We start from the raw sequence: 18,747 nt of genomic DNA on the forward strand, positions 1-18,747 counted from the left end.
GCTGGGCAACCTGGACCGGTAAGCCGCAGCCGCGCGGCGCGCAGGGTGCACACGGCACGGCGGGAGTGTCCGGACCGAATCTTGATCTTCAGCACGCTGCATCTCTCGCCGTGCTGGGCGAGTACCTGGCGCATTACAACGGACCCGGCCACATCGGGGCGCTGGTGGTGACCGTGCTGGGAGCGCAGGCGTTACAGCAGGCCGACGAGTCGTAGGGGCTCGCGGAGGCCGTCCATGGTGCGTGGGTGCTCGTGGTCCAGGCACTTGATCAGAACGTCGTCGGTCCCCTTCGGTACCTTAGAGACGTGGAACGTCCCCCACTGGGAGCACTTCTTGCAGATCAGACCGAGGATGAACGGCCGGAGCAGATAGAGGCCGCGCTCGTCCTTGATGTAGAGGCTGCTGTCCTCAATGTGGCCGGGATATTCCAAGGTCTGCGCCGGTACGACCGAGTGATCGCCCATCATCTCTCGATATCTGACGGTCGACGTGTCTGCAAGTGAGTCGTACCTTACGTTGAAAACATATATGAGCTTCAGGTCGCAGAGGAACTCGGCGGCCGCGAGTACAGTCTGAAGGTCGACCTGTGACTGCTGCAACGCCTCGTCAACGTCGTCCTCCTGTTCGTGGGCCTCGTCGTTACGGCTAGCCTTAAGCCGCTCCCACGCTTCCGCGACGCCTGGACGGTTCCAGTAGCCGCGTACCTCGATGAGGGGCGCCGAGTCCGGGAGCCGCGAGAGTCCTTTGGGGAGTCCCAGGAGCACGTCGAGCCAGTCATCAAAGGTCGTGCCGCGGCCGGACTGAAGCTTGGCGCGGATGCTGCCGACTGCGCCGAGAGAGATGCCCGCCTCCCGGGCCGCGACCACGCCGAGGAGCGCGACGTAGGTCGCTACGGCCTCCGCCATTCTCAGGGTTCGCTTGAGCACGGTCTCGGCCGGGTCCGAACCGAGCGCAACGTGGACGTGGCGCCACCGCAGTGCGATGGGATAGGGGTACCTCGTCCGAACGGCGTATGGGAAGTCGTCAACAAGGCTGGCGGCCTGCGTCCGCATCCGCAGTCGTCGCCCTGATTCCAACAGGCGGCTGCGGGCGGACCGGGGCTCGTCGAGGAACACGGTCTCCAGAAGCGACGTGGCCTCCGACCGCCACGCCTCCAACTGACCGGCCGCATGCTTTAGGTCCTTAATTGCCGACGTCAGTGCTTTGTCGGGCTGGGGAACCCGGAGCTCGCGAAGCCCAGTCAGCGGGATATGCATCGGATTGTCGAGCATTACCAGGGTCTTCGCGAACGAAGTGCCGAGAAAGAGCCGGAGCAGTTCGATCTGAGTGTCCGAAACGCCAGCGCGCGGGCGCAGGATCAGCAGCATGTCCGAGGCAACAGCCGGCAGGTCTGCCTCCGACACCTCTGCGACCAGCAGCCCGCTCGGGTCGTTACGCCGCGCGATCCGGCGGACCAGCAGGTCTCCCTGGCGCAGCAGTTGGCTGTCGCTTACGGCGGCCCACAGGTCGTCCTCCTCCGATGGTGCGAGCGTGCCATCGCGCAGCACATCCCGGGCGCGCAGAACCCGAGCCGCTCCCGGTTCACGATTCGATTTGAGAAGCTTGCGGTCGAGCGTGAGGTTGATTCGGCCATCCGGGGTTTCGCACAGCTCGCTGAGCGCGACGAGCTGACCGAACTCCGCCCACGCCTGCTGCCGCCTCGCCACAGCCGGATCGTTGCGATCGAAGCCATAGCCGTCCGCCGGAGCGACGGGTATTCGGGTCGCATACCCATGCTTCAACCGGTGACCGCCCTTGGCCCGCAGCACACGCTCGAAGTCCTCCGCGATCGCGTCCGGCTCGCCCTCCGCCGGGATCCGGTAGATGCGCGTCGGCTTGGGCTGACGGTCGGCGCTGGCGCGGAGCACGATCGCCGCGACCGTGAACCTGGGGTCGACATCGTCGAAGACGTTCGTGGCATAGATGACGAAGGGAACCTGCCACTGTTCGCCCAGTCTGGCACGCCAATCCGCAGTCGTACGCGACTCCACTGCTGCCCCTGGAAGAATGGCCGCCATCACCGACTCGGGATCCGCAGGCGCGCACTCCGCTAGGACCATCTCATAGGTGTTGGCGTAAGGAGTGCGGGACGGTCGTGGACGGGGAACTGGGCTGTTCAGCCTCTCCCACGGCGGGATCGCCACCACGGGGCCGTCGGTTAGCCGGCTCGCGAGCACCTCGCCGAACGCCTCGGGCGCCACCATCACCGCCTGCGCCCATAGCCGGGTGGGTGGCACTTGGACGGAAGACTCCGCGACCATGGGGGTCGGGGTCCGGCCGTCGAGGGACGCAACAGCGCGCTGCACGAGCCGGGCGAACAGGTCCCATCGCTGGCCGGTCGTCATCGCCATGATCGCCACGACTGCACCCTAATACTCTAACGTCACTTGATCTTGACGCAACAGTCTCAATATGTCCGGCGGTCTACGGCTGGGTGGACGAAGGTCGCGCGGCCCTGACTTTCGCCGTCCGGGCGCTGATGTTGGCGATGCTCTTCAGAGTGCCGACGTACTCTGCCTATCGCGTTGACTGCGGCGGTCTTGGTTTCACTCGATTGTGGGCGCACTCGACGTTCCTCGCCGACGCTGCTTGGCGGCGAGGAGCCACACGCCCGACCCGACGGCGGCGACGCCGCGCCCGAACTCCTTGCGGCTGACGATCCGCACGATGCCGAACACCAACTGGGTATGCGCGAGATCCTGTCGGAACCGGATGGGATCGGCCTTGACCAGTGTCCGCAGAAGTTGCACCGACTCGTTGCTGGCGGCGAGGGCGTCACCGTGCCGGTCGAGGAGGAGCAGGTGCCCTGCCTGCGCCTTGAGTGCTCGTGCTAGACCCAGTGTGCGCGTGGGGGTGGGGTGCGATTCCCGCAGGACAGCGACCGCTTCGGTGCTCGCCTGCAGGGCGTCGCGGGGCCTGGACCGGGTGGCGAGGACATTGCTCAGGTCAGTCAGGGCGATCCCCAACGCGATCGGGTTCTCCGAGTCCAGGCTGCGGAACAGCGCGACGGCCTCGCGGGAGTACGGCTCCGCTTCCGGGCGGCGGTTGGTGGCAACCAACGCCGCCACCATGTTCTGGAGCGAGATTGCGAGGTCCTCGGCGTGTGCGTGGGGGTCCGCCGCCGCGAGGGTCCGGCGCGCCGTTAGCGCGGTCGTGGTCAGCCGTAGGCCATCGGATTGTTCGCCGACGCTGATGAGCAAAAATCCGAGATTGCTGAGAACCTTGGCGTGTTCGTGGCCGTGCCGTGCGAAGTTCGCCTCAGCCAGTCCGGCCAGCAGACTTACTGCCTCGCGGGTCGACGAGATGGCCTCCTTCTCTCTACCAACTTCGGCATACGCGGATCCGAGCGTGCCCAGGGACACGGCGAGGGCGCTCCTGTGGACGTTAGGCTGGGCGTCCACGAGGAGACGGTTCGTCGTGACCGCCTCCTCGGCGGCTTCGATCCCGGCTGAACCGCGGCCGGCGCGGACCAGTTGGGAGGCGAGGTTGCTGAGCGCGCCAGCGAGGCCCGGTAGGTGCGCCTCTTCGTCGCGTCGCAAGAGCGTGCGGTACTCGGCGACGGCCTCCTGCGCCTGGCGCACCGCCTCGTCGAGGCGTCCGAGGCGCCCGTGGTATGCGCTTTGGTTGCTCAGCGCCGTCGCAAGTTCCGACCGGAACGCTTCGGGATTTGCCTCACAGAGCCTGACGTAAATGTCGACCGCCGCCTGACCGGTCCCGGCTGCCTCCCGGTGCTGGCCGAGACGAGTGTGGGCGACTGCGAGGTTGACCAACGACAGCGCGGTGTCGTGGCCTCCGGTGACGTGGTTTGTCAACTGGTCACAGCGGATGGACAGCGACCGCTCATGGTGAGCCAGGGCCTCGGCGTGTCGGCCGAGGGCGCTGTAGAGATTACCTGCTGTGGTGAGGGTGACGGCCAGTGTGGTCACAGCGGCCGGCGAGAGGGTTACGAGTTCCTCGTAGATCTCGACCGCTTCCCGCGCCGCGGCCATCGCCTCCTCGTGGTGGTGTAGGTCGGAGAGGACGATGCTGTGGTTGTTGAGCGACTCCCCGAGGTGCTGGAGGTGTGGTTCGCGATCTGCTTGAACCAATTCGCGGCGTATCGTGACTGCCTCCTCGCTGACTTTCAGCGCGGCGACGTGCCGGCCCAGGTTGGTCATTGCGGAGGCCTGGCCGGCGATGGCATGGGCCAGTCGTGGGCGGAAGGCGGGATCGTCACTGACCAACTCCCGCAGGATCTCGACAGTACGCTCCCATCGGGTGAGGGATTCCTCGTAACGGCCGGCGTTCGACAGCCGCCATCCGAGTGCTGCGTGCAGTGTCGCTTGGTTCGAGGGGGTGTCGTCGGCGGCGAGGCGCTGCTCGGTGTGCCGGATGGCCAGTACCGCGATTCCCGGATCCAGGTCGGGGTCCGGACTGGCCGGCAGCGCGTCCACGATCGCCGTGAGGAGCGACGCGTCGGCGCTGGGAGTGTTGGCTAGGGCGATCAGCGAACTGGACCCGCCGACTTGGATGAGGCGCGGTTCCGAGCGCAGCAGCGGGAAGAAACCGGCCGGTCCCAGATGCGGCCATCGTTGCGCGGAACTGGCGAGAAAGATCATGGTGCGGGCGGTGTGCGCTGGCCGTAAGGCCTCGTGGTCCGGAGCGAGAAGGTCCGCCATGTCCTGCGTTGCCCAGGTGTGCGCCGGGTACGCGATGTCGTGCCCTGGAGTGGTCAGCGCGATGAAATCTTCGGCGAGTCGATCCGGGTACAGCGGCGTCAGTACCGTGTCGCCGTCGGCCGCCACGGGCGGGTAGCACCAGCGGTGGTCCTCGAGCAACTGGGGGACATCGCCGGACGCGGCGAACCCGCTCAGTACGCCCGCACCGACCGTCTGCGGGACCGTGCCGGTGAGTGCCGCCGTGAATACGACGCGGCCCATCGTTTCCGGCTCCGTCCGGTATGCGCGACCTGCGGTGACGGTTGGTTGTTCCTCGTAGAGAACCGCCCAGTGCCGGCTCTCCCGGTCGAGCAGATAGACGGTCAGGTCCGACATTGTCTCCGGCGCCCGTCGGCCGGAAACTGCGGCGTCCACGCTGACAAGGGCGAACATGTGCAACGCCAAGGGCAGCCCGAACTCAACCCGGTCAATCGCGCCGGGCACAGGCAGCCGGTCCAGCGCGGTGAGCCCGTAACGTCGCGCGAAACCGCGTCGCGCCGCATCGAACATCTCCGCCCGGTCCGGGCTCGCGTTCGGGATCGGCAGCAGCGCCTGCGCCGATCCGCCGGCTTGGCGTGCCTCCAGGCTCTGGCGTACGCCAGTCCAGCTGTCCGCGCTGCGGCCCAGCAGCAACACGCGAGTGCGTACCGCGAGGTGGAACAGCAGACCGTTGCCGAGCAGCAGGTTTAGATGTGACAGTGGCCAGCGGTCGGCGTAGTCAACGACTATTAGCAGACCGACGGCACCATCGAGACGCAAGTCTTCTGCCCCGGAGTCGATGACAGAGCCCGCGGCGTACACAGCGGTGATCACCCGCCATCCGTCAGCCTCGGCGTCCCGGGCGAGCCGGCCGGCCAGGCGGCTCTTGCCCTGCCCGCCGGGCCCGTACAACCAGCGGACGTCGAGCCGTGGCCCGCCGCGGAGCCACGCGTGCAGGGATGCAAGCTCGTCAGCGCGGCCGGTGAAATCCACTACCTCGAACTGCGCATTTAGCATTCGACTCGGCAGTTCGCGGAGCCACTCGGGATCCGGGTCGGGCGCAGGCCGCCACCGCTGCAATCGGTACACCGGACTGCCGTCCTGGAAGACGTGCAGGTCGGCGCCATCTATGCCGTACCCGAAGCCGCTGGTTACCGTGACCTTCTGCCGGAGAGCTCGATCCACCGGAGCCGCCTTTCGCGAAGGGTTGCGTTGAAATCGGATCACCGAGACGGTGCGCGCTGCGCCGAGTCGCGGGCCCGGAGGTGCGCCAGCGACGCGCGCAGCGCGGGCCAGGCATTGAGGGTGTCGGCTCCGAACAGGACGCGGGCCGGACGGTGCGGCTGGTGGAACAACGCGTTGCTGAGCAGCCATGTGAGTTCTTTTAGCGGCCAGCTGGCGGCCTCGTCGACGAGGAGCAGGATGCCGGCGGGAACTGCATTGTCGGGGATCGGCTCGACCGCCGGTGTTGGGTCGCCTGGGCCGATCCGGGACACCTCCACCACCTGCCACCGATCCGCGTGGCAGGACGCTGCGAACGCGTCCCGCATCGCCGAGCGCCCCTCCCTGCCGCCGTGCAACCAGCGCAGGGCCAGGTTCGCGGGACGATTCCGCCAAGTGCTCAGGTCGCCGTAATCGACGGCCGGCAGGCTAGGTGCAAGCGGGTGGGGTGCCGGCGGGCGCCAGGGCGTGAGCAGGTAGCGATTCCGAGGCGGGCCTACCGTGTACAGGTCGCCATCGATGACACCGTACGCGAATCCACCGTTGGCGGTGATGATCTGCCGGATGCCAGTCATGTATACCGGCCGATTCGGGCGTGCAGGGCACGCCGGAACTCGGACACCGATGCCAGCGCGGGTGCCACTTCCGGCCGGCTCCCCACGTGCCGGGCGAGGAGAGCGGTGGACTCTTCGACGGCGGCCACCGCCTCGGTGAGGAGCGTAAGCTCCTGCTTGCGCCGAGACGGTCGGATCCGGGGTCGTCCGAGCGGATTCTCCCGCCGGACTACGTCGGCCAGACAGGTGGCAAGGTTGTTCAACGAGAGTGCGAGCTCGGGCTCGAAGAATCGGGCGTCTCCGGGTGCCATCTGCTCCAGCAACGCACGTCGCAGGGGGATGACCTCGCGGAGGATACGGATTGCCTCGTCGGTCTCGCCGCCGGCGGACAGGCGGCGGGCGAACTCGTGCAGCGAGGCGGCCAGGTCCGGCATGAACGCTGCGGGGTTCGCCTCGGCAAGCTGGCGCCGGATCGCCACTGCCTCACGGGCGGCGTCTAGCGCCTCGGCGTAGCGGCCTGCTTCGGCCAACCGGTTGCACAGCTCGCTCTGGGCGCGGGCGACGTCTGGGAGAAAGGCGGCGGGCCGGGTAGCGGCGAGCCGTTGATCGATCGCCAGCATCTCGTGGGCGACGGCGACGGCGGCGCCGGTCCGGCCGAGACCGGACAGACACCGGCTGAGGGTGTCGAGCGCGGCTGACAGCTCCGGGACATACATATCGTCGGCGTCGGCCAGCTCACGCTGGATGGCGACCGACTCCTCTATGTACGGGAGGGCCTCCCCGGGACGGTGGAGGTCGGTGAGCTGCGCGGCGACGTTAGCCAGCGCCTTGGCGTGCTGGGGCCGGTACGTCTGTGGCTGTGCCTCGGCCAGTTCGGCCCGGATTCGGTTGCTTTCGAGCCCGTGTGCCAATGCGTCCTCCCACCGGTTCACGTCGGCGAACGCCCGGGACATGTTCAGCTGCACGATGCCCAACTGCGGTAGATGAGTCCGGTCGATCTTGGCGAGCCGCGTCTGGATCGTGACCGCCTCGCGGGCCGCCGTCACCGCCTCGTCGCGCCGGTTTACCCGACCTAGGTCCACCGCCAGGTTGCCGAGCGCGCTGGCAAGGTCGGCGAGGGAGTCCGCGTTGCCGTCGCGCGCCAGTTCACGTCTCACCGCGATCGCCTCCTTGGCCCGTGCGAGGGCCTCGTCGCGGCGGCCTACGACGCCCAGCGAAACCGCGAGGTTGGCGAGTGCGTCCCCGAGGACCGCGAGCCGGCCGTCCTGGTCTGGGTCCGCGTCGTGGCACAGCTCCACCGCACGTCCTTCGTGTGCGAGCGCGTCAGCGTGCCGGCCGGCGTTGGTAAGGCGGTACCCGCACCGCACGTGTGCGTCGGCGCGAACCAAGGGATCCGGATGGACCTCGTCCCGCCATACGGTGAGGACCTCGGTGATCGCGGCTATACCCGAGTTAAGGTCCACATGGTTGTCCTCGGGGAACATCTGGTCCAGTGTGAGCATCACCTTGGGGGAAAGGCCGGGTACGGTGGCGAGCGCGGCGAGCGCGCCGCTGCCTGCGTCGAGGGCGAGTTGCGGTGCGCGCAGCAGGATCGGATAAAGGTACGCCTCGCGCAGGTGTGGCCAGCGCGCGGCCGCCGCGATCAAGAAGGTGAGGGCACGCCGCCGCCCCGATGAGGTGGCGGCGACGTCGGTGCCTAGGATCCCTTCGGTGGTGGGCAGGGCCCAGTCCTGAGCCGGGTAGTCGGCCTCATGTCCGGGCAGGGTGAGCGCGAGGAAATCCTCGGCCAGCCGATCGGGATAGAGCGGTTCGAGGGCGTCGAGGCCGACGGCGGTGGCGGGGTAGCAGCGGCCATGGTCATCTAGCGCCGGGTCGGCGACGTCGAGGCGTTCGAGCAGGCCGGAGGCGGCCGGCCGGGGCATCGCGCCGGTCATCGACGCGGTGAACACCACCCGGTTCATCACTGCGGCCGGGGTCGTGACTGCAGCCTGCTCGTGCAGCAGCGCCCAGTGGCGGTGCTCGCGGTCGAGTAGATAGACGCTTAGCCCGCCCAGTTCCGCCGGTGGCCGCCTGCCTGTGACGTGTGCATCCACCGCGACCAGGGCGGCCATGTGCAGGGTAAGCGTGAGACCCAGTTCACCGTCGTCGCCATTCAGCCGTGGCAAGGCAACGTCGGCCTCCTCGGCGCCGTATACCTCGGCGAAGCAGCGACGGGCAGTCTCCGCCATGGTCTGCCGCCGGCCGTGCTCAGTCCCGACCGGTGCCAGCCGCAGACGGGCGCACTGTGCGCCGTGTTCCCCGACTAGGGCGTTGAGCGCCGGCCAAAGGTCGTCGGCGCGCGCGAGCAGCAGAACCCGCACGCGCACACCGTCGCGATGCAGCAGCGAGTTGGCGAGCAGCATCGACAGCTCGGTGAGCGGCCAGCGATCCGCGTAGTCGACGATCAGCAGGATTCCGGCGGCTCCGGCAAAACTCAGGTCGTACGCCGACGCAGAAGGCAGGACTGACCCCGTACCGGACGAGGCCTGGACCACTCGCCACCCTTCGGCTGCGGCCTCCTCCGCGAACCGTGTAGCCAGGCGAGTCTTGCCCTGTCCCCCCGGGGCATACATGAGGCACGCGGCCAGCCGGGCCGAACGGATGCGCCACTGATGCAGCGCGGCGAGCTCAGTGCCGCGCCCGACGAAGTCGACGACGCCGAAGGCCGCGTTGAGCATGCGGCTGGGTAGCTCCAGCAGCCAGTCCGGGTCGGCTCGTCGGCGGCCCGTGCCCGTCGTCAGCAGGTACACCGGTGACCCGTCCGGGCGCTTGTGCACGTCAGCGCCTGTGACCCCGTACGCGAAGCCGGCCGTTGCGGAAGCCCGCTGGTGGCCGCTATGAGCCATTGTCGCCCGGGTTCGGGCCGTTCTTGATGTCGCCGTTGATCACACCCTGCGCCGTGGACAGGGGTGCCGACGCGTTGATGTGCATGCTAATCGGAGCTGTCGGCGCCGCCGGAGCAGCCCGGTCCGTCGGCGTTAGAGGCGCGACCAGTTGCTCGGGGACCGCCCGCCTTGCCTGAACAAGCGAGACGATCAAGCCGATGGCCGACACCAGGAGCGCTGTGATGCCGACGAACATGCCCACCACGCTGGCGATCTCGTCGCGCTCGGACAGCGGCCGCCGGAAGTAATCGATTAGCGGCTCCCGCAACAGCCGCGCACACGCGACCGCCATGACACCGCCCACGAGGCCGAAAAACAGCCAGAACCAGCACCGTCCTACCCGGGAATCCACCGGAGGCATAGTGACCTTCCTTCGCCGCCACGATCGGGACAGTCAACACGAGGACGGAGATCAAAACAATCGAGCTCACAGCTGAGGGATGCCTGGTTGAATGTCAGAGCCGCTCCTGCCCGCCGGTCGTAGGAGTGCCGTGTAGGTGGTTGCCGGCCGGTTGGCAATCAGGACCCAAGCGACGCCGCTCTCTAAATGTCAGTGGCTCGATCTGATCTCAGAGATCATCACTGATTGCTTACGATTGCGAGCCACCACGGCTCGATGAGAACCCATCCGACTGATCGGATCGAGCTCCTATTCGTGGCGCCCGAGTGCCGGCGACGACCTGTGGTTCCAGTTCGTGGCGTTCTCGACGTTCCCGCGGGCGACCGGGGCACGGTCGTCAACAACATCGTCAGAAATTTCTGTGACAGCGAACTGCGTCGGCGTTACGCGTCGGGTGCGTTCGTCGAGGTGGAGCCGCTTGCTGCGGGGATTGGTGGCTGCTGGCGACGGAAACCTGGGGCGAGTACGGCCCGGAGCAGGCGAACCGCCTATTCGAGCTTCTCGCGCCGGTGCTGCCGGCGGTCTTCGTGGATTCAATTCCCCTCGTTCCCCACGAGCACCTGGCTCCTGAAACGGAGGTCGAGGCGCGAACGGCGAAGTGCTCCGCGTTCCGGCAAGTTCCCAGCTAACCGAACCCGGGCCGATGTGAACCGCCGTGCAGACGCTTCTCAGATGCTGTACCTACGGCGGCGGCCGGCTACATCGATGAGCCTGCTGAGACTCTGACTGAGTTGGCAACGCGTTTTGTCCTCGGTACGGGCTTGCAGCGTAGCGAGCCCGACTCGGACTGGACGCTGTCGGCGAGCGGCCCGTAATCGGGGCGCGCCCCAACACCGGGCCTGCGCCCTACCTGTCGACGCGGGATGACGGAGGGCGGCAGCCCCGTGAGAGTAGGCGTCCGGCGGGGACGGCTCTGGCGGGTGTGTGGTGCGGGTGCCTAATGTCAGTCGGTGGCGGAGCGTTAGAGGTGGTGGTCGTCTCGATCGAGCGGGATGGGAGCCGATGAGCGAGAGCCGAGCGACGAAGCGGATCTCCGGTGCTGCGTACAACGCGTTGCGGGCTGCGCTGGCCGGGGTGTTCTGGTATCGGCCGACGCTGGAGAAGTTTCTGCGGGCCGCGTTGCGGGAGCATCCGGAGTTGCTGGCCCGGGTGAACTTTGGGGTTTCGACGCGCGAGATCGCCGACGAGGTGGTCGACCGGCTTATCGAGGGCGAGCGGCTCTATCAGCACGCGAGCGTGCAGTTGATGGTCGAGCTAGCCAACATGCAGCGGTTTCCCGAGCTGGAGCGGCACGAGAACGCCGAGAAGTGGTTGCCGCGGGCGCAGGCCGCCGTCGCCGACCTGAAGACGTACACGGCCGCGTACGAAGAATTAATCAGCGAACGTGAGCGCCTGGATGCCGAGCAGGCGGCCTACACCCAGCAAGTCGAGCTGCAGCGGCGCTTCGCGCAGGACCTCGACGACCTGCGCGGCCGATTCCTGGCCATGCACTCGATGGCCGACGTGCACGAGCGTGGTCGGCAGTTCGAGGACTTCCTCAACACCCTGTTCGCGTTGTTCGACCTCTCCCCGCGGCTGGCCTACTCGCTGGCGGCCGAGCAGATCGACGGGTCGGTCAGCTTCGACACCGACGACTACATCATCGAGGCGAAGTGGACCAAGGATCCAGTCAGCCGGGAACAGGCCGACGCTTTCGCCAAAAAGGTCGAGCGTAAGGGCAAGAACGCGCTGGGGCTGATCATCAGCATCAACGATCTGAGCGAGCCCGCACGTACCACCTACAGCGAGGGCACCTGCTTCATGACGATGAGCGGCTCCGACCTCTTCACGATCCTCGAAGGACGCATCCCCTTGGACGATGTGCTGCGGCGTAAGAAGCGGCACGCCAACGACACCGGCAGCTGCCACTTCCCGGTCACCGAAATGTTCTGACCCGACCCACCAGAGACCGTGCGGGCGCGGCCCGGCAGGCGAGGGCTGGATGCGTCCGCGTGGTGGAGGTGCCGAACGTGTCGGGGCTTTCCGTTAACGTGACTGCTCGGAGAAGCGACGAAGGGCGGGACGGGCGTGGCAACGGATGACGACGAGGTTGATCCTGCCGCGGGCATCGTTAACCCACGACTGAGTGACGTCTTCGGCCTGGTCATCCGGCAAGACGAGGTGGACTTCGTAGTCCCTCACCTGCGCGAGGACCTTCCGCTCTACCTCGACCCTTTCTTGCTCTGGAAGTCTGAGGACCCGCAGTACCGGCAGCTTCACGCCGACCTGCTCGGCTTCGTCGAGGAGGTCCGTCGGCAGGCCGTCGGCGGGCAGGCTACCCGGGCGGCCATGCTCCTGTCGGAGGTCAGTGAGCCGGTCGAGCTCGGCCTGGGCTACGCCGCCGGGACCAAGCGGGGATCGGCCCTGGGCCCGGGCACCATCGACGGCATCATTCGCACGTTCCAGCAGGTACCCCAGTTGCAGACCGCGGGCCTGGACCATTTGGAGATCCTCGCGCTGCTCGTGCCGGGCATCGCCGAGGACCGCATCAGCGACCTGACCGCCTCGGTCATCAAACGGTGGTTGGCCGAGTTCACCCAGCGTCACTGCCAGCAGTGGGGCATCCCGACGACACGCCGCCGGCTGGTCGGCTGGGACCCGGCTGCGCTCGACTGGCGGCCGTTCGACGCGCACCTTCCGTACAACCCGTCCGACGGCTCGCCCGTCCTGCTCGCGCCGCTGAACCTACTGCGTCGGCTGCCGTGGATTAACTACGGCGACTACTACCGCACAGCTTACGCGCCGCTTGTGCTGCCGCCGGGGCGCACGGGCCGGGCCGTCGCCAAGCAGGACGTGCTCGCATACAACCAGGCCCACTTTGATACCGTCCGCGGCTACGTCGCCGAGCGGGAGGCCGCCGCCGACGTCTGCGCCCCCGACCCGCTGTTCACCCCGCTGCGCCTCACGACCATCGCCAAGAAGGTCAAGGAGGTCAAGGCGCTGCCGACCGGCCGGGTCAACGGCGCGGACAAGAAGTTCGAAGACCTCGCATTCGACGTCCTATCCTCGGCGCTCTACCCCGAACTCGACCTCGCCGGCCAGCAGGAGCGCACCATCAGCGGTGCCCACATCCGCGACGTCATCTTCCACAACGACGGCAAAACACCGTTCCTGACCGACCTGCGAAACCTGTACGGCGCCCGCCAGCTCGTCTTCGAACTCAAGAACGTCGCCGAGCTCGACACCGAACACGTCAACCAGCTCTACCGCTACCTCGACGACGACGACATGGGCCGTCTCGGCATCCTTGTCGCGCGCCACCCGCCCAAGAGCAGCGTCCAGCGGAACATCATCGACCTGCACTCGTCCAAGCGCCGAGCCGTCCTTTGCCTGAATGACTCCGACCTCGAGCTGATGGTCGCCCTGCTTGACTCTGGGCGGCGGCCCATCGAGGCGCTGCGTAAGAAGTACGTCGAGTTCACCCGCATGCTCCCGAAATAGGAGACCGTATGCCCCGCCGCACCGCCACCAACGATGCATCCTCGCCGTCGCCGACCGAGGATCAGGCCGCGACCTACGACCGGCTCGTCCCGATGCTGGAGGCCGCCCACCGCGAGATGACCGAGCTGTCCAAGAAGAAGCAGGACGGCATTGTCAACACCCTCAAGATCAAGATGCTGAACCGGCTGCTTGGCGAGCTCAGCAAGATCATCGAGAATGATCCCAGCCACGCCTTCGTGGACATGCTCGACGAAGAGACTCTCCCGCAGAACAGCGATGCGGTCCTTATCCTCAGCCAGTGGCATGCCGCCCTCAAGCAGTACAAAGCCCGGCACTATGGCCAAGATGCCGGGACGCACGAATTCAGGTGGCTCACCGTGGAGAACCCGGGCGAGCGCTATCGCTGACGCCTCGCCAGCGCGGTTCGTCGATCGGGATCCACCCGAACGGGGGCAGCTGCCACGTGCGAGCAGTCGCAATCTACCTGTATTTCCTCGGCCGCTCGACCCGCCGGCGCGGTCGTCGTGCATGACGCCCCGTATGAGGCTGGAACCCAAGCGGGTTAGGTCGCGATCGGCTTGCCGGCGGTCAATGGCGTCGCCAACTGGCGCATCAACGCCGGGTGGCGAGTCGGCGTGGGCCAGCTCTGGCGGAACGGGTCTCCTTCCTGCTTGGCCGTGCGGTCGTTGTCCTGGCCACGTCGGGAGCGGAGCGCCGTACGCCGGTCGTGGTGGTGCGGGGGCCGAGGACGGCATCTCTGTCATCGGAAGATCGACGGCAAGCGGTCACCGGCTGGTCGTCATGATCGACTAGCGGTGGTCGGGCGGCCGGGGGCCGCAGCACCGAAGCCTTTCGCGGATCGGATCCGTCGGATGAAGTTACATTCGTCGTGCAAGTGCCCTGTGGACCGCTCGTTGCAAGATGGCATTCAGAGGCCGCCACCGCACTAGGTTGCGGTGACGGTGGTGCTGACCGAGGAAGGGCTGCCACAGGTTCGGTCAGTACGCATGCTGTGAGGCGCGCACGGCAGGTTGGCAGTTGCAGCGGGGCGCTCAGACCTGGCGGAGTGGGGTCCCCGTTTACCCCCCGAAAACCCCGGCCGATAGTTGACGAAGGGTGACAAGCAGCGATGAGCGCATGGGGATGTCTCTGCAGCCCAGCGACCACTTTCGGCAAGCAATGACAAGCTTGGGACGATTACTGTCGGTAACAAGGGGTTTTGACAAGCAATGACAAGCCTTGAACGAGGCTCGACAAGAGGTTCTTCTGGGTTCAAATCTCCTCGTTCCCCACGAGGGCTGCCTTGGCAACTACCCCCGCGGTCACGGTAGTCGATACGTGCACGAGGAGTCTGGAGCTGTGGAACCGGCAGCTGTCGAAGTCGCAGGTCTCGGAGACGGCAATACCCGGTGGAAGTAGCCCGCCTCGGCCACATCGAAGCCGACACGGCCGGCGGTGCCCAGCTGGGCCAGCGCGGCCCGGACCCGGTCCGCCGAGATCCCCGCCGAGGCGGCCAACGCGTGGACATCGATCGTCGGGTCCCAGGACAGCAGCGCGGCGTCGTCGGCCACGTCGTCCGTGGCGAGTGCGGTCAGCGCGCCGCCCTCGCCGGAGAAACCCCGGTAGGACTCCGGCGACAGGGTCAGCGACAGCCGCAGCGCGCCGGTATCGAGCTCCCACACGCTGGGCAGCGGCGGCGATCCGGCCGCCGCCGGTGGCCCGTACACCCGCAGAGTCTTCACGTATCGCAGCAGCCCACGCAGCGTGGCGAGCCGTGTGGCGCCGGCCAGGCACACCGCGCCGGGCACCGGGCGTGAGGTCAGCCGCAGCGAGCGACCGGCCGACACCACCCAGAGCACCGATCGGTTGTTGCCCGCCGCCAGCCGGCGCAGGAAGGCGGCCGCCTCCGCCGCTGGGATCTCCGCCCGGGGCTCCATGGCCGCAGCGATCAGATGGACCTCGGCGAACCCCCGCAGCCAACGCCCAGGCAACGGCACCATCTTCTCCACCACAGGACCGTCGAGGGTGGACACGGTCAGGTCGTCTGGCCCCCCCGACAGGTGCAGGGTCGATGCCGCCCACCCGGGCCAGTGCCTCCCGCAGCGGCGCGTTCACGTCGACGTGGTGGTGCCGTGCTCGACAATGTCGCCGTCGAAGCCGGCCGGCACAACGTCCAGCCGCGCGTACACCCCGCAGCAGCCGGAGAACGATTCGAAGCGCATCCGGTCCCAGCTGCCGGTGACCACGGGATCGAGGCTCGCCGGGCTGACCGGCTGGTGATAGCGGGTCCGGGCCACTTCGGCGACCGCCAGTCGCCCGGCGGCCGCCGCCTGCGGAGTCGTCAGGAAACCGGAGAAGAACTGCGGGTGCGTAGCCGGCCCGCCACTGGTTTGCAGCGCCAGGTCACCCGGGTGCAGCGTGGATGGCTGGAGATAGCGGTAAGTCTGAAGGGCGCGCACGGCTGCAGAACTTACGACCGACACCCGACACCTTGTTAGGGATGCTGTCGAAACCACGTCGGGTCACCTCGAACGCCTAGACCAGCCCGATGAAGAGATCGTGTCCCTCTTGTAAGCGAGGCGTCAGGGCGGGTGCTAGGTGGCAGCGGTGAGTTCGGCCAGGTCGACGGCGTTGATGAGTTCGGCCAGCGCGGGCTCGGTCTCGAGCTTCAACGGCAGGAGTTCCCCGGTACGCGGTCGCTGGTTGAGTAGCAGTTCCGAGTTGGCGTCGTTGACGATGTCGGCTGCATCAGCCTCCAGCCACCGCACTCCGGTAAGCGCGCCGCGCTCCAATCTAGTCGCCATCAGGCACGACACGCGGGGTCGGCCGTAGCTGTCCAGTCCATCCTGACGAAGCACAGCCATGCGTGCTGCGGCGATGCCGGGTGCGACGGCGAAGGCTTCCCGCACGGTGACTAGGACCTGTCCGCAGACGAACGCCTTGTAATAGTCCGCGCGGTCGCGCTGCGCCAGCTTAGGTAGCGACAGGTTGCCAGCCTGCGTTGTCGTCGGCATTCGCTCCGGCACCACCTGGTCAACCGCGGGCACCAGCACCACGAGGGAAACCTCGTCGCCGGTGACCCCGACTGCGGCGCTGGCTGCCTCGTTGTCCTCGAAGGCTTCCTCAAGAGTCTCCAGGACGACGTCCGGCTCGTTGCTGCACAGTTGCTGCCAGCGGCCGTCGAAGTACCGTTGCCAGCCTGCCTGCTGCTCTCGAAGGCTGGTCCACTGCCGCTGCACCTCGGCCTCGGTCCACTCGGTCGCTCGTTGTTTCGCCTGCGTTCGTTTGGTCCGGTCGAAGATGCCGATGCCGGCAAGAGCGTGCCGCTCGTAGTGCTTATAGATGACGGTGCGGTCAGGCGGTGAGGGTTCAGGCGCGATCGGTCGGGACGCGGCGGGGAACTCCACTCGGTGCAGGTCGAGGATGCGCAGAAACGCTTGTGCAAGGCTCCTGGCTTCCTCGGTGCGCTGCGACTGCGTGGCCTGGCGTTGCTGCGCGGCCATTTCCCGTTGGTAGTTTGCCGCCGGCGCGCCTCGGCGGCCACCGCCCAGTGAGGTGTAGAACCCGACCGGTCCGACGCCGCTGGAGATGCCGGTGCTCCCGGCGCCGAAGTGAACACGGGCTGCCCGAGGGCCGACGCTGGTACGGATGCCGCGCGAGGAAGCGCGAATCCGCACCCCGGGAGCGAGCTTGATGGAAAATCCCACGTCCTGACCATAGGGCCGAGGCCTGGCTCTGCCCTTCAGCCTGTCGCCCGATGTAGGTCCAGACGCATGGTCACTCCTTACCGCTGATGATCATGATGGCGTGGGCCGGACAGAGAGGGCGGCGTACCGACGCCGCATCAAGATCCAGCTGGCTGGTCGCAACCAGCCGGCCAATCGGATGGTGTTCACCCTTACGGACCAGGGCAGACTCCCGACCGTGACCCATTCACCACCGCAGGACCCGTGGCAGGGTCAAGAGCCGCCCCCGCCGCAGCCCCCGACTTATGAACCGCACTCGGCGAACCAGCCCTACAGGCAGGAGGCTGGCCCGGAGCTACCGCCCATGCAACGGCTGGCGCCGTCCCAGGCGGTGACGGGAAAGAAGCTCGGCCGCAAGGGCTGGATCGGACTTGCCTCCGTCGTTCTGCTGCTGTGCTGCTGCGGTGCTGGAGTTGTCAGCCTGATCGAGAACGATGATCCGCCTGGAGTGCCGAAGTCGCAGAAGACGGAGGCGTCCCCTAGCGCTGCCCCGTCCCTTAATGGGCGCCAACTCGCCGAGAGGGACTACGTGGCAGAAGCGGCGGTGATCTGGCCGGGCGTCGGGCAAGATGAGTTGCTAGCGCTGGGCAAGGTGACGTGCGAAAAGCTCGTGGGAACCGGCGGAGATGCGGGTGCACTGGCAGCAGCGGTTCCGGCTGCTGAACGGGCCCGGACGACCGAGACGATGCTCGTCGCCAGCAAGTACCTCTGCAAGCCGCAGCATTCCTCCGTGGTGTCTTGGAAAACCTTCGACGAGGCCCAGTCAGCTTCTCCTAGCACCAAACCCCGGCCGACTGCGCCGCGGACCACTGCTCCCACCAAGCCCAAACCAGCACCAAAGAATGATCCACGCTACGGCACCTGCGCCGAGGCGAATGATCACGGTCTTGGGCCGTACCGAGACGGCTCGGACCCCGAGTACGACTGGTACCAGGACCGCGACAGAGATGGCATCGTCTGCGAACAGTGAAGGTAGAGGTCAGGGCGTCACTAGGGTGTCAGGGCGTCAGAACCCGACCAGTGATGACCATCGACGTCCATTGGCAGCCGGGCATGCGGCCAGTCGCAGCCTCGATCGAGGTTGCGAGCTGGTGGGCGACGGGCAAGTCGACCTGTGCGCCGGATTCAGTCGGCCGCTAAGTGAGTGTCAGGCGAGGGGATAGGCGGGGAAGGATGCGTCGATGGCTCGATCGGCTGTGTTAAACCGCGTCCAGGAGCTCTGGGTCAACCTCGCTGGTGTCGCCACCAGTTTCCCGGCATTCGGCGTGGGGGTGATTGTTGCTGCCGAGTCGCGGCTGTGCCCGTCGGCGTGGGCCGGGCTTCGTGTTGGGAAGCTCAGGCATCGCCACCGCGCCGAACGCTGCTACCGCCCGGTTCTTGCGCGAATCCCTGAGCTTGATCTTTAACCTTGGGGTCCCCACAGGACCCCAAGGTTAAAGATCAAGTTAGGGCACGTGAGGATTTGCGGATCTTCTGGACACCAGAGACCCCGCAAGCCGTCGTCCGTGCGCTTGAGCTCGATGACCACGAGATGCCCGGCCTTCTCTACGGCGAGCAGGTCGACCCGGCGCCGGGCGTCCTCCCAGTTGCCGAACTCCTCGGCCACGACCAGACGATCGGGGCTGAGCACGGCAATGTCGTTCCCGGAGGAGTCGTTGCAGGTCCTTGCGCTCGTAGAGCCCGAGGGTGGCGAACCGGGCCGCGTCG

General features: G+C 67.1%; 13 protein-coding genes. 4 read left to right on the forward strand and 9 right to left on the reverse strand.

Annotated features, from left to right (window positions below; all coding sequences use genetic code 11):
• Window positions 1-191: 191 nt before the first annotated feature.
• The 5 genes from PCA76_RS12715 to PCA76_RS12735 form a co-directional block, all read right to left on the reverse strand.
• Window positions 192-2,399, reverse strand: a complete 2,208-nt coding sequence (locus PCA76_RS12715; RefSeq protein WP_272617832.1) for a hypothetical protein — start codon at window positions 2,397-2,399, stop codon at window positions 192-194.
• 186 nt (window positions 2,400-2,585) lie between these two features.
• Window positions 2,586-5,900: a tetratricopeptide repeat protein gene (locus PCA76_RS12720; RefSeq protein ID WP_272617834.1), complete on the reverse strand. Its 3,315-nt coding sequence runs from the start codon at window positions 5,898-5,900 to the stop codon at window positions 2,586-2,588.
• 38 nt (window positions 5,901-5,938) lie between these two features.
• Window positions 5,939-6,511, reverse strand: a complete 573-nt coding sequence (locus PCA76_RS12725) for a hypothetical protein (RefSeq protein WP_272617836.1) — start codon at window positions 6,509-6,511, stop codon at window positions 5,939-5,941.
• Window positions 6,508-9,279: a tetratricopeptide repeat protein gene (locus PCA76_RS12730; protein ID WP_272617838.1), complete on the reverse strand. Its 2,772-nt coding sequence runs from the start codon at window positions 9,277-9,279 to the stop codon at window positions 6,508-6,510. The genes PCA76_RS12725 and PCA76_RS12730 overlap by 4 nt, the downstream gene beginning before the upstream one ends.
• An 85-nt stretch (window positions 9,280-9,364) precedes the next feature.
• The gene (locus tag PCA76_RS12735) at window positions 9,365-9,775 is read right to left on the reverse strand and encodes a hypothetical protein (protein WP_272617840.1); all 411 of its coding nucleotides are present in this window, start codon (window positions 9,773-9,775) and stop codon (window positions 9,365-9,367) included.
• 1,041 nt (window positions 9,776-10,816) lie between these two features.
• On the opposite strand from PCA76_RS12735, the gene PCA76_RS12740 reads away from it, so the two are divergent.
• The 3 genes from PCA76_RS12740 (at window position 10,817) to PCA76_RS12750 (ending at window position 13,701) form a co-directional block, all read left to right on the forward strand.
• A complete protein-coding gene (locus PCA76_RS12740; protein ID WP_272617842.1) occupies window positions 10,817-11,746 on the forward strand; it encodes a restriction endonuclease in 930 nt (309 codons plus the stop codon).
• Window positions 11,747-11,881: 135 nt separating this feature from the next.
• Window positions 11,882-13,294: a hypothetical protein gene (locus PCA76_RS12745; RefSeq protein ID WP_272617844.1), complete on the forward strand. Its 1,413-nt coding sequence runs from the start codon at window positions 11,882-11,884 to the stop codon at window positions 13,292-13,294.
• Between the two features lie 8 nt (window positions 13,295-13,302).
• Complete coding sequence (locus PCA76_RS12750; protein WP_272617846.1) at window positions 13,303-13,701, forward strand: hypothetical protein; 399 nt, start codon at window positions 13,303-13,305, stop codon at window positions 13,699-13,701.
• Between the two features lie 915 nt (window positions 13,702-14,616).
• On the opposite strand, the gene PCA76_RS12755 is transcribed toward PCA76_RS12750, so the two are convergent.
• The 3 genes from PCA76_RS12755 to PCA76_RS12765 form a co-directional block, all read right to left on the reverse strand.
• Window positions 14,617-15,327, reverse strand: a complete 711-nt coding sequence (locus PCA76_RS12755; protein ID WP_272617848.1) for a hypothetical protein — start codon at window positions 15,325-15,327, stop codon at window positions 14,617-14,619.
• 78 nt (window positions 15,328-15,405) lie between these two features.
• Window positions 15,406-15,753, reverse strand: coding sequence for a hypothetical protein (locus PCA76_RS12760; RefSeq protein ID WP_272617850.1), 348 nt, complete (start codon window positions 15,751-15,753; stop codon window positions 15,406-15,408).
• A 135-nt stretch (window positions 15,754-15,888) separates the two neighbouring features.
• Window positions 15,889-17,001, reverse strand: coding sequence for a DUF4236 domain-containing protein (locus PCA76_RS12765; RefSeq protein ID WP_272617852.1), 1,113 nt, complete (start codon window positions 16,999-17,001; stop codon window positions 15,889-15,891).
• Between the two features lie 343 nt (window positions 17,002-17,344).
• Here PCA76_RS12765 and PCA76_RS12770 point away from each other — a divergent pair, with 343 nt between their 5' ends.
• Entirely contained in the window at window positions 17,345-18,010 is a 666-nt protein-coding gene (locus PCA76_RS12770; protein WP_272617853.1) for an excalibur calcium-binding domain-containing protein, read from the forward strand.
• 432 nt (window positions 18,011-18,442) lie between these two features.
• Here the strand turns inward: PCA76_RS12770 and PCA76_RS12775 are convergent, their stop codons facing one another.
• Entirely contained in the window at window positions 18,443-18,646 is a 204-nt protein-coding gene (locus PCA76_RS12775) for a hypothetical protein (protein ID WP_272617855.1), read from the reverse strand.
• Window positions 18,647-18,747: the final 101 nt, after the last annotated feature.

The sequence above is a fragment of the Micromonospora sp. LH3U1 genome, from assembly GCF_028475105.1.
GTDB lineage: Bacteria > Actinomycetota > Actinomycetes > Mycobacteriales > Micromonosporaceae > Micromonospora.

Excerpts from the sequence above, each read along its gene's own strand:
- PCA76_RS12725 (WP_272617836.1), bottom strand. The coding sequence starts at position 6,511 with ATGACTGGCATCCGGCAGATCATCACCGCCAACGGTGGATTCGCGTAC.
- PCA76_RS12735 (WP_272617840.1), bottom strand. The coding sequence starts at position 9,775 with ATGCCTCCGGTGGATTCCCGGGTAGGACGGTGCTGGTTCTGGCTGTTT.
- PCA76_RS12740 (WP_272617842.1), top strand. The coding sequence starts at position 10,817 with ATGAGCGAGAGCCGAGCGACGAAGCGGATCTCCGGTGCTGCGTACAAC.
- PCA76_RS12750 (WP_272617846.1), top strand. The coding sequence starts at position 13,303 with ATGCCCCGCCGCACCGCCACCAACGATGCATCCTCGCCGTCGCCGACC.
- PCA76_RS12770 (WP_272617853.1), top strand. The coding sequence starts at position 17,345 with ATGCAACGGCTGGCGCCGTCCCAGGCGGTGACGGGAAAGAAGCTCGGC.